This window comes from Nocardia sp. NPDC060220 (genome assembly GCF_042727815.1).
Taxonomy (GTDB): Bacteria; Actinomycetota; Actinomycetes; order Mycobacteriales; family Mycobacteriaceae; genus Nocardia.
In genome coordinates, this window is the sequence record NZ_JBHWZY010000093.1 from 1 (window position 1) to 12,786 (window position 12,786).

Consider the following 12,786-nt stretch of genomic DNA (forward strand, 5'->3'; position numbering starts at 1 on the left):
CCTGGGTGTTTGTGGGGCCTCACTGGCTTGGGGTTTGTTTTCTACTCCCCCAAAAAAACAAACAAACCCCCCCACCCCGGCGCGGCGCCCTGTCGCGCGGGGGCCCCCCCCCCGACCTCTTTCTGTCGGCCCCGGCCCGGGTGTCTCAGGATTACCCGGCTCGGTGTCGGCCCAGTTTGCGGGTTCGGGAGCCGTGGAAGCGGGCGCCTCGGGGGACTTCGGTCGGTTCGTCGATTTCGGCGGATTCGAACAGGGCGGCGATGCCGTGGTCGTGGCCGAGGGCGATGGCCTCCAGGCCGTAGCGGCCGCCGGTGCGGCCCAGTTCGTGCAGCATCGTGGTCATGATTCGCAGGCCGGTGGCGCCGACCGGGTGCCCGAGTGCGATATCGGAGCCGTTCACGTTGAGCCGGTCGAGTGGGTCGAGTTCCCACTCGGTGGCCAACGCGAGCACCTCCACCGCGTAGCCCTCGTTGATTTCGAGCAGATCGATCTCGTCCAGCGAGCATCCGGTCCGCCCGAGCAGCTTCGACACCGCCGGTGCCGCCCCGAGTCCTGGCCCCGCGTTGTCACAACCGGCCGCGGCCCAGCCCGCGAGAAACGCCATCGGCGTCAGCCCGAGCTCGCCGAGCCGATCCTCGGCCACGACCAGGCACGCCGACGCCCCGAGCCGATGCGAACTCATGTTCCCCACTGTCACCACGCCCTCGCGCAGCAGCGGGCGCAAACCGGCCAGCGTGTGGGTCGACAGGTCGTCGCGCACCCCCTCGTCCCGGGTGATCTGGTGATCGCCGTAACCGGCGGCCACCCCGACGACCTCGGCCGCGAACGCACCCTGGCGCCAGGCGCGGGCCGCCTTGCGATGACTGGCCACCGCGAACTCGTCGGCGGCACTGCGGTCGATCCCGTAGTAGTGCGCCAACCGCTCGGCATTGTGCAATCCCGCGGTCCCGCCGGGCAGCCCGGCCGGTGTCGCCGCGCACTCCACCCCACCCGCGACCACCACGTCGGCGGCGCCGGTCTGCACCATCATCGCCGCGGTGATCACCGCCTGCAGACCGCTGCCGCCGTGTTTGTCGGTCACGAAACCGGGTACTGCGAAAGGTAATCCGGCACCGCGAGCGGCGAGCGAGCCCACCGCGGGTTTGTCGGAGAGGCCGCCGTCGATACAGGCCATGGCCACATCGTCGATGCGTAGCGGGTCGATGCCCGAGCGTTCGATCACGGCGGACAACACCGTGGTCGCCAGCCACTCGGCGGGCATACCCGACAGCGCGCCACCCTCGACGCCACTGGGCGTGCGGACGGGTGCCACGATCGCGGCTCTTCTCATTGCGCGTCACGCTCCTCTCCCCGGTGCGGGGAATACCTGTCACAGGGCACCACAGGTTTGTTGCACGGGCATGACGGGTCGTCACGGACGTCACGGCTGTGATCGAGATCACCGGTATGTGTGACAACCGAGTGGGTGAGACCCACCGCGAGCGGCGCGAACACAGGCGTATGGTGCTCCACATCACAATCCATCGCGGTGGGTAATGATCACTGCCGCAGACCCGAGGATCAGCGAGGCATCCACCGTGAGTGCCGCACCGACCGCCTCCCCCGCGTCACACTCCGCGGGCACCGGCGTCTTCAGCAGAACGCGTGCCCGCATCTCCGCGCGCACCCTCCGCACCGACCGCTGGTGGCTACCACCGCTGTTCACCGCGCTCGGGCTCGCCGCGTTCGTCATCTACGCGACGATCAGATCCTTTGTGCGGACGGCCTACTGGGTCCCCGAGTTCCACTATCTGACGCCGTTCTACTCGCCGTGTCTGAGCGACTCGTGCGCACCGGGATCGGCGCACTTCGGCACCCCGTTCCCCGAGCTGCCGATGTGGATTCCGCTCGGTTTCGTGGTGCTGCCGTTCCTGCTCGGCTTCCGGCTCACCTGCTACTACTACCGCAAGGCCTACTACCGCTCGGTGTGGTTCTCGCCGCCGGCCTGCGCGGTGGCCGAGCCGCACGCGCGCTACACCGGAGAGTCGCGGCTGCCGTTGATCATCCAGAACGCGCACCGCTACTTCTTCTACGTGGCGCTGGTGGTCTCGCTGGTCAACACCTACGACGCGATCACCGCGTTCCACGGCAGCAGTGGCGGTTTCGGTTTCGGCCTCGGCAACATCGTGCTGCTGGTGAACGTGATCCTGCTGTGGGCCTACACCCTGTCGTGTCATTCGTGCAGGCACATCGCGGGCGGGCGGCTCAAGAACTTCTCCGCCCATCCGGTGCGGTACTGGTACTGGACCCAGATCTCCAAGCTCAACACCCGCCACATGGCGCTGGCCTGGACCACCCTCGGCACCCTCGTGCTCACCGACTTCTACGTGATGTTGGTTGCGAGCCACACCATTTCGGACCTGCGGTTCGTCAACTGAGCTGCGACAACGCGAGGAGCTTGTATTTCAATGCCAGACGTGGAACGGCACGACTACGACGTCGTGGTGATCGGGGCGGGCGGCGCGGGTCTGCGAGCCGTGATCGAGGCACGCGAACAAGGGCTTTCGGTGGCGGTGGTGTGTAAGTCGTTGTTCGGCAAAGCACATACCGTGATGGCCGAGGGCGGCTGCGCGGCCTCGATGGGCAATGCCAACGAGAAGGACAACTGGCAGACGCACTTCAAGGACACCATGCGCGGCGGCAAGTTCCTCAACAACTGGCGCATGGCCGAACTGCATGCCCAGGAGGCCGCCGACCGGGTGTGGGAGCTGGAAACCTATGGCGCGCTGTTCGATCGGACGCCCGACGGCCGGATCAGCCAGCGCAACTTCGGCGGCCACACCTATCCGCGCCTGGCCCATGTCGGCGACCGGACCGGCCTCGAACTGATCCGCACGATGCAGCAGAAGATCGTCTCGTTGCAGCAGGAGGACTACGCGGCCACGGGCGACTACGAGGCGAGGATCAAGGTCTTCGCCGAGTGCACGATCACCGAATTGCTCACCGACGCGGGCGCTGTCGCGGGTGCGTTCGGCTACTGGCGCGAATCCGGCGGCTTCGTGCTGTTCAAGGCGCCGGCCATCGTGTTGGCCACCGGCGGAATCGGCAAGTCCTACAAGGTGACATCGAACTCCTGGGAGTACACCGGCGACGGCCACGCGCTGGCGCTGCGCTCCGGCGCGACGCTGATCAATATGGAGTTCCTGCAGTTCCACCCCACCGGCATGGTCTGGCCACCGAGCGTGAAGGGCATCCTCGTCACCGAGGGCGTGCGCGGCGACGGCGGGGTGCTGAAGAACTCCGACGGCAAGCGGTTCATGTTCGACTACATCCCGCCGGTCTTCAAGGGCCAGTACGCCGAAACCGAGGAGGAAGCCGATCAGTGGTTGCGCGACAACGATTCCGCGCGCCGCACTCCTGATCTACTCCCCCGCGACGAGGTCGCGCGGGCGATCAACGAGGAGGTGAAGGCGGGCCGCGGCACCGAGCACGGCGGCGTCTATCTCGACATCGCCTCCCGCATGCCCGCCGACGAGATCGTGCGCAGGCTGCCGTCGATGCACCATCAGTTCAAGGAACTGGCCGATGTCGACATCACGGCCGAGCCGATGGAAGTCGGCCCCACCTGCCACTACGTGATGGGTGGGATCGAGGTGAACCCCGATTCCGGGGCGGCTGTCGTGCCCGGATTGTTCGCTGCCGGTGAGTGTTCCGGCGGCATGCACGGCTCGAACCGGCTCGGCGGCAACTCGCTGTCGGACCTGTTGGTGTTCGGCCGCCGGGCGGGGCTCGGCGCGTCGGCCTACGTGCAGCAACTCACCGACAAGCCGACGCCCGCCGAAACCGATATCGAAGCGGCTGTGAAAACCGCGCTGGCGCCGTTCGATTCGCGTGCGGAGGGCTCCGGCGAGAACCCGTACACCCTGCACTCCGAACTCCAGCAGACGATGAACGACCTGGTCGGCATCATCCGCAAGGAACACGAGGTGCGCGCGGCGATCGACAAACTCGGCGAGCTGCGTGTCCGCTACGCCGATGTGGCGGTGGAGGGCAAGCGACCGTTCAACCCCGGTTGGCACCTGGCGCTGGACCTGGCCAACATGCTGATCGTGAGCGAATGTGTCGCGCAGGCAGCTCTGTTGCGCACCGAGAGTCGCGGTGGCCACACCCGCGACGATCATCCCGGCATGAACCCGGACTGGCGCAACACACTGCTGGTCTGCGCCGTCGATCCGGCGTCGGACGCGCAGATCCCCGACGTCACCGTCACCCCGGCCGATCAGACGCCGATGCGCGACGACCTACTCGCCCTGTTCGAACTGAGTGAGCTCGAAAAGTACTACACCGAGCAAGAATTGGCTGCGCACCCGGCAGCCGAGGGAAAGGCGTAACCATGGGATACGACGCCCGGTTCCGGGTCTGGCGCGGCGACATCGACGGCGGGAGCCTCGAGGACTACACGGTGGCGGTGAACGAGGGCGAAGTGGTGCTCGACATCATCCACCGGCTCCAGGCCACCCAGACCCCCGACCTCGCTGTGCGCTGGAATTGCAAAGCGGGCAAGTGTGGTTCGTGTTCGGCGGAGGTGAACGGGCGCCCGCGCCTGCTGTGCATGACGCGGATGTCGACGTTCACTCCGGACGAGGTCATCACCGTCACCCCGATGCGGACGTTCCCGATCATCAAGGATCTGGTCACCGACGTCTCGTTCAACTACGAGAAGGCAAGGGAGATACCGTCGTTCGCGCCACCGGCCGGTCTCGCTCCGGGCGAGTACCGAATGAAGCAGGTCGACGTCGAGCGCTCACAGGAGTTCCGCAAGTGCATCGAGTGCTTCCTGTGTCAGGACACCTGCCATGTGGTGCGTGATCACGAGGAGAACAAGACCTCCTTCGCGGGTCCGCGGTATCTGATGCGTATCACGGAGTTGGAGATGCACCCGCTCGACACCCGTGACCGACGCGAAATGGCCCAGGAGGAAGCAGGTTTGGGCTATTGCAATATCACCAAGTGCTGCACCGATGTGTGCCCCGAGCACATCAAGATCACCGACAACGCGTTGATTCCACTGAAAGAACGAGTCGTGGATAGGCGATATGACCCGATTGTCTGGCTCGGCAATAAATTGTTCCGCCGGTAGGAAACTGTTGTCGCGGCGGGGTGCGAAACCCCGCAGCGACGGCTGCCTACAAGACAGCGACAGTCCCTACAGCGACTAATCCGACCAGTAATCCGATGAACAGCGCCGACAGCAAAGAGGCGGTGAGTACGTAGATTCCGATCGCCGATACCGCGAACAGCAGTACCACGATCAGGCGTTCCACACCGTCCTCAGGCGCTAGCCTCCGGTACCGGGGTGGCATTTTCTTCAACCCTCGGTCCATATACCTGGGTTACCCGACCCGACGCCGCACCAAACCTCGGCCTATGCCGAAAATCTATCGTTCCGTGATCTACCGTGATCAAGGACGATCGAACTCGCCGTCGTGTACGCCCGCGGTGAAGGCGGTCCATTCACTCGGGGTGAAGATCAGCACGGGGCCGCCGGGATTCTTGCTGTCGCGTAGCGCGACGTACCCGTCTGCCAGCATGGCGACCTCCACGCTGCCGTCGTCGGTGCCCGCGCGCAGCCAGGTGGCACCGGAGGTGTCGATGTCGCGCTTGGTGTTCACGCGAACGCGCCGGTGTCGATACCGCGGGTGAAGGCGTCCCAGCTCGCGCCGTCGAAGACCAGGGCGGGACCGGCGGGATTCTTGCTGTCGCGCACCCCGACGTGCCCGCCGAACAGGAAAGCAACTTCGACGCAATCCTTGCCCGCACCACTGCGGGTGCTCTTGAACCAGTGTGCGTCGACGAGATCGAAACTCATGCCACATACTCCTTCGCGACCTGCCGCAGCAGGTGTCTACTCGGTTGGATATCCAGCGCATGACGCTGGAGGCATTCGTGAGCCCGGTCGTACCTTCGAACATCCGCGCGTCGTTCCAGGTAGAGGTCACCGGTAAAGCCTTCGGCGTACACCACTGGTGGTTCGACCGGTTGCCCTTTGCTGTCGGTACCGAACTCGAGAACCGTGAAAGGTCCGGTAGAGACTCCGAGTGGAACACCGGCGGCAAACGGCAGGATGCGCAATGCCACATTACTTCGGGTACTCGCGTCGGCGAGGTGTCGCAGCTGCGCAGCCATCACCTTTGCATCACCGACGATGCTACGCAATACCGATTCGTGCAGAACCACGTCGATCTCGGCGGGCGAATGCTTGCGGGTGATCAACACCTGCCGTTGCAGCCGCAGTGCGACCCGCCGATCGAGCTCGTCGACCGAATCCTGGGGGAAGCCCAGATGATTCAGCGCGCGAGCGTATTCCGCGGTCTGCAGCAGACCGGGAACCAGCTCGGACTGGTAGGCGCGTAACCGTTGCGCCGATGCCTCCAAACCCACATAGATATCGAAGTTTTCGGGAATCAAGTCGCCGTAGGCGTGCCACCAGCTCTTGACGGCGGCCTGCTGCGCCAGACCGGCGAAGCCTTCGGCGAGATCGTCGGGAATGCCGTAGATCCGGCACAGCTCGTGGATGTCGATGGTGCGAATGCGATCGGCCTGACCCTTTTCCAGTCGCTGGAGGGTGCTGGCTCCCCACTCCATCAGCCGTGCCGCCTCGGCGATGGTGAGCCCGGCCTGGGTGCGCCAATCACGCAGGTAGCGACCGAGTTGGCGGCGCGGCAGAGTCGAGGAGACGCCCGCCTGCCCCGCTGTTCCGTTCGATGCGTTCGCTGCCACAGCCCCACTCCTTCTGTGTCGCATACCCGTCATCCCCGCCATGCCCCGCTGCGGCGGTGGATTCGTCCAGTCTGGGGAATCCTGCACTCCCCGTTGGATGTCGTGCTGGGAATTCGCGGTAAATCCCATCTTTCGCGCGTGTACTCACCGTTAGCCGGGCGTTTGCGTGCTGTGCTGTTTTCATGCAATTGAGCGAAGTGAACATGCGCGTCGCCACAGCACTGCTGAGTTGCTCCATCGATCCGGGCCCGATGGAGCCCGAACAAGCCCACGCCGCAATGCAACTACACCTCGACTGCACGGTCGAAGAGTGCCGGGTGCGCCGACGGGCGCGCAACACCCTCGTCGAAGCGGGCCGCTGCGTGCTGGACGCGCGCGCGACACGCTAGTGATGGCGATGGTCGGTGATCGGGTCGCGCGGGCCGAACTTCGGTTTGCGTGCCTGCCCGCTGAGCCCCAGCAGTCGCACCGCGCGGTAGCGGTGGGGTTGTAGCGGTCGCAGGTATTCGATCATCGCGTCGTCGTCGATCGGGTGGCCGAGCAGACTCCAGCCGACGACGGCGGCGAGGTGGTAGTCGCCGACCGAGAGGGCATCAGCGTCGCCGAACGCGCGTTGCGCGGTCTCGGCCACCGTCCACACCCCGATACCGGGCAGGCTGCGCAGACGTCGCGCGGCGTCGGCCGGGTCGAGTGTGGCGGTGCGTTCGATCGCGTCGGCGACTCTGGCCGCGCGCACGATGGTCTGTGCGCGCTGCGGCCCGACGTTGGCCCGGTGGTACTTCCACGACGGGATCAATCGCCAGGTCTCGGCGTCCGGCGCCACCATCAGGCCGGTCGGCGCCGGGCCTGGGGCCTTGGTCCCGAACTCGCGGACCAGGGTGCGCCAGGCGGCGAACGACGACTTCGTGTGCACCTTCTGTTCGAGGATGGCCGGGATGAGCGACTCCATCACCAGGCCGGTCTTCAGCATGCGCAGACCGGGCACCGTGCGGTGGGCTTCGACCAGCTTGGGGTGTGCGGGGGCGAAGTCGTCGAGGTCTTCCTCGAGACAGAGCATGCGGTCGAGACCGGCCAGGAATTCCTCGGCTCCCGGCCCCCAGGCGCGGGCGGCGGCGCCGTCACGGCCGTCCTGGGTCAGCCGGTAGGTGACCACGCCGGTCGGCATTCGCGAAGCGTGCCAGTGGCTGCCGTCCGGGCCGATGTGGTGGCAGGGATCGCCGCCGCCGCGGCGCAGGGGCGAGACGGTGATGCCGACGTCGAAGGGCCTGCTCGACCGGACGGTCCTGGACAGGCAGGCCGAGGCCAGGTCCGGGTCCAGGGTCTGGTCACGCATTCGACCATTGTGCGCCTGTGATCGGCGTCAACCGGCAGCCGGTGCGCTCGAGCAATCGAGCAGGTACCTGGCCAGATGCACGCCGGGGGTATGGGCGAGTTGGTCGGCCTGGGTGCGGCAGGAGAAGCCGTCGGCCAGGAAGACGGCATGCGGCGGGGCGTTCCTCAGCGCCGGGAGCAGGGCGTTCTCGGCGACCGCGACCGAGATGTCGTAGTGGCCGCGTTGCATGCCGAAGTTGCCGGCCAGACCGCAGCAGCCCGCCAGTTCCCCGACGGTGACGCCCATCGCGGCGAGGATTCGGCGTTCGGCGTCGAAGCCGCCTACCGCGTGCTGGTGGCAGTGCGGCTGGACGATCACGGTGTCGTGCGGTCGACGGGGTGGTTGCCAGCCGGGGTGCTCCAGCAGGAACTCGGCGAGGGTACGGACCGCGGCGGCGACCTGTTTCGCTCGTGGATCGCCGGGGAGCAGTTCGGGGAGGTCGGCACGCAGGGTGGCGGTGCAGGACGGTTCGAGACCGACGATCAGGCCACCGGCGGCTACGTGGGTGGCCAGTGCGTCCACGGTGGCGCGCAGCCGGGCGCGGGCGCCGTCCAGTTGGCCGGTGCTGATCCAGGTCAGGCCACAGCACACCCGGTCACTGGGGATGCGCACGCGATAGCCGAGTTGTTCGATCAGTTGGGTCGCGGCTGCCGCGTTCTCCGGGTCGAAGGTGTCGGTGAAGGTGTCGATCCACAGCATGACCTCGGTGGCCGAGGTCTCGCTGTGGCCTGTGCGGTCGTCGCTGCCCAGCGATCGGCGAAACGACTTCGAGGCGAGTCGCGGCGCTGCTCGCCTCGGGTCGATTCCGGCCAGGCGCATGCCGGCTCGGCGCAGGCGCGGACGGGCCGCGATGGCATTGGCCAGGCGTGGGAAGTGCTGGGCGATGGCGAGCCAGCGCGGGAGCCGGCCGAGCACGTAGTGATCCACCGGCCGTAAGCGTCCGCGGTAGCGCCGATACAGCGCCTCGGATTTGTAAGTGGCCATGTCGACGCCCGCGGGGCAGTCGGCCGCGCAGGCCTTGCACGAGAGGCAGAGATCGAGGGATTGCTCGACTGCCGGTGCACGCCAGTCGAGTTCGCCTCGAACGACTTCCTGGAGAACTCTGGCCCTGGCCCGGGTGGTGTCCTTCTCGTCGGCGGTGGCCAGGTACGAGGGACACATGAAGCCGCCGGAACCGCCGGTGTCCGCGCGGCACTTGCCGATTCCTACACATCTGTGCACAGCTGTGGACAAATCGCCGGAGTCCGCGGACAGGGCGAACCCCCGCGAGGGGACCGGCGTGAGCCCGGCTACCCGCAGGTCGGCGTCGACGGGGCTCGGGGCGACGAGGACGCCGGGGTTGAGCAGGTCGCCGGGATCGAACAGGGACTTGAAGCCCGCGAAGGCCGCGCGAGCGGCCGGTGAGTACATCACTTCGAGCAGTTCGGATCTGGCGCGGCCGTCACCGTGTTCGCCCGAGAGCGATCCACCGTGGCGCACAACGAGTTCGGCGGCGTCGAAGAGGAAGGTGCGAAAACGCCGGGGCGCGTCGGTGATCGGGAAGTCGAGGCGCACGTGGATGCAACCGTCGCCGATGTGTCCGTACAGCAGACCGCCCACGTCGTATTCGGCGGTGAGCGTGGCGAATTCGCGCAGGTACGCCCCCAGATTCTCCGGCGGGACAGCGGCGTCCTCCCACCCGGGCCAGGCGGGCTTCCCGTCGGGGGTTCGTCCCGCCAGACCGGCGCCATCGGCCCGAATACGCCAGAGTGCCGCTGTGGCCATTGGATCGGTGACGATCCGGTGATCATCGGCGTGGCTCGCCGCGCACAGGCGCCGGGCCGTGGCCAGTGCCTCGGCCGGGCTCGCCCCCGCGGTTTCGACGAACAGCCAGCCGCGACCTCGCGGCAACTCCGGCACGGTCCCCCGATGCGCGCGGACCACATCGACCAGTCCGGCATCGATGCCTTCGACCGCGATCGGCGCGCAGCTGGTCACCGCGGCGATATCGTCCGCGGCCGAGGCGATGTCGGGGTACCCGAGCACCGTGAGCACGGTCGCGGCGGGCACCGGTGTGAGCGCGACCTCCGCTTCCAGGAGTAGTCCACAGGTGCCTTCGGAACCGGCGAACGCCTTCGCCACCGACGAACCGCGTTCCGGCAGCAGGTGTTCCAGCCCGTAGCCGGATGCCTGCCGATCGAACCGTCCCAGCTCGGTGCGCAGTATCGCCAGATTCGTGGTGGTGAACTTCGCCAGGCCGGGCACCGCCGCCAGGTCGGTACCGAGTGTCCGCCGTTCCCCCGTGCCGTCGATAACGCACAGCTCACGCACCGTATCGGAGGTACGACCCCAGGCCAGCGCATGCGGTCCGCACGCGTTGTTGCCGATCATCCCGCCCAGGGTGCACCGGTCCTGCGTCGACGGGTCGGGCCCGAACCGCAACCCGTGCGGCCGCAGCCGCCGTTGCAGATCCGACAGCACCAGCCCCGGCTGCACGATCGCTGTTCGCGCCTCGAGGTCGACCGCGCGCACGGCGTTCATCTGCCTGCTGAAATCCAGCACGATGCCGGGTCCGATGGCGTTGCCCGCGACCGAGGTGCCCGCACCGCGAGCGGTGATCGACAGCCCGTTCTCGCGGGCGAAGTTCACGGTGGCGGCGACGTCGTTCTCGCCACGGGGAAACACGACCACGGCGGGCCGGACGCGGTAGTTGGAGGCGTCGGCGGAGTATTCGACGCGTCTGCGCACCGACGCGTCGACCGGGCAGCCGGTCCGCGTGCGCAGTGCGTCGGCCAGCTTTTCCGAGCTCCGGTCGTCGTCCACCCGACCAGCCTATTCCGGTCACCTGGTGGTGATCGGCCGCTGGTTTCGCTGTGCGCTGAACCCGGTGCGCCCGGAAAGTATTTGCGGTCAACCTTTGTTGAGGTTTTAGTGTCGGTGGGCAGGAGTTCAATGGGCGGGGAGCCTCGAGGAGAGTGGCAGTGAGTATCGAATCAGTGGCCTACAGCCAGATGTACCGGCGCGTGAACGCACCGGAGGAACAGCGCCCGTTCAGCATGGTGACAGCACGGCGGATCCTGCGCTTCGCCGAGCATCACCGGCGCCGAATCGGCGGGTTCCTGCTGCTCAGTGTGGTGGCGGCGGTGCTCGGTGTGGCCACCCCGGTGCTGGCGGGGCGGGTTGTCAACGGGATCGTCGACGGTGCGGCGCCGCGCACTGTGGTGCTGCTCGCGCTCGCCATCGCGGCCCTGGCCGTGTTCGACGCGGCCCTCGGCATCGCCATCCGCTGGCTGTCGGCAAGGATCGGCGAGGGTCTGATCCTCGATCTGCGCACCGCCGTGTTCGATCACGTGCAGAAGATGCCCGTCGCGTTCTTCACCCGGACCCGCACCGGCGCGCTGGTGAGCCGGCTGAACAGCGATGTGATCGGCGCGCAGCGCGCGTTCAGCGACACTCTGTCCGGCGTGATCACCAACCTCGTCACCCTGGTGCTCACGCTCGCCGTGATGCTCAGCATCTCCTGGCAGATCACCCTGCTCGCCCTTGTCCTTCTCCCCGTCTTCGTGATCCCCGCCCGGCGCGCCGGCAACAAACTCGCCGCCATGCAGCGTGAGGCGGCCCAGCTCAATGCCGCCATGAGCACCCAGATGACCGAGCGCTTCTCCGCACCGGGCGCCACGGTGGTGAAGCTGTTCGGCAGGCCGAAGCAGGAATCGTCGGAGTTCGCGGAGCGCGCTACCCGCGTGCGCGACATCGGCGTACGCACCGCGATGCTGCAGACCACCTTCGTCACCTCGCTCACCCTGGTCTCCGCGCTCGCGCTCGCCCTGGTCTACGGACTCGGCGGCTGGTACGCGCTGACGGGCAGCCTCGACGCGGGCTCGGTCGTCGCGCTTTCGCTGCTGCTCACCCGCCTCTACACCCCGCTCACCGCGCTGGCCAGCGCCCGCCTGGAGATCATGTCCGCGCTGGTGAGTTTCGAGCGTGTCTTCGAGGTGCTGGACCTGAAGCCGCTGATCGAGGACGCCCCGCACGCCACCTCGGTGCCCGACGGCCCGGTCGCGGTGGAACTGGACGCGGTGAACTTCGGTTACCCGTCGGCCGACAAGGTCTCGCTCGCTTCGCTGGAAGATGTCGCGACACTGGACCGCCGTGGCGGTGTCGAGGTACTGCACGAGGTGTCGCTGCGCGCCGAACCCGGACAGCTCATCGCGCTGGTCGGCTCCTCCGGCGCGGGCAAATCCACTATCGCCCAGCTGGTTTCGCGCCTCTACGACGTCGACTCCGGCGCGGTCCGCCTCAACGGGTCCGACGTGCGCGACCTGACCACCGAATCCATCCAGCGCACCGTCGGCCTGGTCACCCAGGACGGGCACCTCTTCCACGACACCATCCGCGCGAATCTCCTGCTGGCCCGGCCGGAAGCCACCGAAAACGAACTGTGGGACGCCCTCGGTCGCGCCCGGCTCGGCGACCTGGTCGATTCGCTGTCCGACGGTCTGGACACGGTGGTCGGCGAACGCGGTTACCGCCTCTCCGGCGGTGAACGCCAACGCCTCACCATCGCCCGCCTGCTTCTCAAGCAGCCGAGAGTCGTCATCCTCGACGAGGCGACCGCGTCCCTCGACTCCACCTCGGAGGCCGCGGTTCAGGAAGCCCTCACCGAAGCGCTGACC

At 67.2% G+C, this 12,786-nt stretch carries 12 protein-coding genes; 5 read left to right on the forward strand and 7 right to left on the reverse strand.

Features of this window, described 5'->3' with window-relative positions; genetic code table 11:
- Window positions 1–151 precede the first annotated feature (151 nt).
- The gene (locus ACFWF3_RS07400; RefSeq protein WP_378989291.1) at window positions 152–1,330 is read right to left on the reverse strand and encodes an acetyl-CoA acetyltransferase; all 1,179 of its coding nucleotides are present in this window, start codon (window positions 1,328–1,330) and stop codon (window positions 152–154) included.
- 247 nt (window positions 1,331–1,577) lie between these two features.
- Here ACFWF3_RS07400 and ACFWF3_RS07405 point away from each other — a divergent pair, with 247 nt between their 5' ends.
- From ACFWF3_RS07405 to ACFWF3_RS07415, 3 genes are read left to right on the forward strand one after another with little or no spacing between them, the layout of a single operon-like run.
- Window positions 1,578–2,417 (forward strand): hypothetical protein, encoded by an 840-nt coding sequence (locus tag ACFWF3_RS07405; protein WP_378634809.1) that lies wholly within the window; start codon window positions 1,578–1,580, stop codon window positions 2,415–2,417.
- Between the two features lie 30 nt (window positions 2,418–2,447).
- On the forward strand, window positions 2,448–4,370 hold the full coding sequence (locus tag ACFWF3_RS07410; protein WP_378989292.1) for a fumarate reductase/succinate dehydrogenase flavoprotein subunit: 1,923 nt from the start codon (window positions 2,448–2,450) through the stop codon (window positions 4,368–4,370).
- A gap of 2 nt (window positions 4,371–4,372) precedes the next feature.
- The gene (locus ACFWF3_RS07415; RefSeq protein WP_378989293.1) at window positions 4,373–5,119 is read left to right on the forward strand and encodes a succinate dehydrogenase/fumarate reductase iron-sulfur subunit; all 747 of its coding nucleotides are present in this window, start codon (window positions 4,373–4,375) and stop codon (window positions 5,117–5,119) included.
- Between the two features lie 46 nt (window positions 5,120–5,165).
- On the opposite strand, the gene ACFWF3_RS07420 is transcribed toward ACFWF3_RS07415, so the two are convergent.
- The 4 genes from ACFWF3_RS07420 to ACFWF3_RS07435 all read right to left on the reverse strand — a co-directional run bounded on the left by ACFWF3_RS07420 (window position 5,166) and on the right by ACFWF3_RS07435 (window position 6,759).
- A complete protein-coding gene (locus ACFWF3_RS07420) occupies window positions 5,166–5,303 on the reverse strand; it encodes a hypothetical protein (protein ID WP_379296349.1) in 138 nt (45 codons plus the stop codon).
- Between the two features lie 138 nt (window positions 5,304–5,441).
- On the reverse strand, window positions 5,442–5,651 hold the full coding sequence (locus ACFWF3_RS07425; protein ID WP_378634801.1) for a DUF397 domain-containing protein: 210 nt from the start codon (window positions 5,649–5,651) through the stop codon (window positions 5,442–5,444).
- Window positions 5,648–5,848 (reverse strand): DUF397 domain-containing protein, encoded by a 201-nt coding sequence (locus ACFWF3_RS07430; protein WP_378634799.1) that lies wholly within the window; start codon window positions 5,846–5,848, stop codon window positions 5,648–5,650. Before ACFWF3_RS07430 ends, ACFWF3_RS07425 begins: the two co-directional genes overlap by 4 nt.
- Window positions 5,845–6,759 carry a helix-turn-helix domain-containing protein gene (locus ACFWF3_RS07435; protein ID WP_378989294.1) on the reverse strand — a complete coding sequence of 305 codons (915 nt, stop codon included), beginning with the start codon at window positions 6,757–6,759 and terminating at the stop codon, window positions 5,845–5,847. The genes ACFWF3_RS07430 and ACFWF3_RS07435 overlap by 4 nt, the downstream gene beginning before the upstream one ends.
- A 182-nt stretch (window positions 6,760–6,941) precedes the next feature.
- On the opposite strand from ACFWF3_RS07435, the gene ACFWF3_RS07440 reads away from it, so the two are divergent.
- Window positions 6,942–7,148 carry a hypothetical protein gene (locus tag ACFWF3_RS07440; RefSeq protein WP_101465132.1) on the forward strand — a complete coding sequence of 69 codons (207 nt, stop codon included), beginning with the start codon at window positions 6,942–6,944 and terminating at the stop codon, window positions 7,146–7,148.
- Here ACFWF3_RS07440 and ACFWF3_RS07445 read toward each other — a convergent pair.
- Both ACFWF3_RS07445 and ACFWF3_RS07450 read right to left on the reverse strand, forming a co-directional pair.
- Complete coding sequence (locus tag ACFWF3_RS07445; RefSeq protein WP_379312887.1) at window positions 7,145–8,092, reverse strand: DNA-3-methyladenine glycosylase family protein; 948 nt, start codon at window positions 8,090–8,092, stop codon at window positions 7,145–7,147. The genes ACFWF3_RS07440 and ACFWF3_RS07445 overlap by 4 nt on opposite strands.
- A 27-nt stretch (window positions 8,093–8,119) precedes the next feature.
- Window positions 8,120–10,933, reverse strand: coding sequence for an FAD-binding and (Fe-S)-binding domain-containing protein (locus ACFWF3_RS07450; protein WP_379312888.1), 2,814 nt, complete (start codon window positions 10,931–10,933; stop codon window positions 8,120–8,122).
- 158 nt (window positions 10,934–11,091) lie between these two features.
- On the opposite strand from ACFWF3_RS07450, the gene ACFWF3_RS07455 reads away from it, so the two are divergent.
- Window positions 11,092–12,786 (forward strand): ABC transporter ATP-binding protein (locus tag ACFWF3_RS07455; protein WP_379312889.1); only part of this gene is annotated, 1,695 nt, incomplete at its 3' end.

Coding starts and splice junctions, on each gene's coding strand:
- ACFWF3_RS07445 (WP_379312887.1), bottom strand. CDS start 8,092: ATGCGTGACCAGACCCTGGACCCGGACCTGGCCTCGGCCTGCCTGTCC.
- ACFWF3_RS07410 (WP_378989292.1), top strand. CDS start 2,448: ATGCCAGACGTGGAACGGCACGACTACGACGTCGTGGTGATCGGGGCG.
- ACFWF3_RS07400 (WP_378989291.1), bottom strand. CDS start 1,330: ATGAGAAGAGCCGCGATCGTGGCACCCGTCCGCACGCCCAGTGGCGTC.
- ACFWF3_RS07415 (WP_378989293.1), top strand. CDS start 4,373: ATGGGATACGACGCCCGGTTCCGGGTCTGGCGCGGCGACATCGACGGC.
- ACFWF3_RS07440 (WP_101465132.1), top strand. CDS start 6,942: ATGCAATTGAGCGAAGTGAACATGCGCGTCGCCACAGCACTGCTGAGT.
- ACFWF3_RS07430 (WP_378634799.1), bottom strand. CDS start 5,848: ATGAGTTTCGATCTCGTCGACGCACACTGGTTCAAGAGCACCCGCAGT.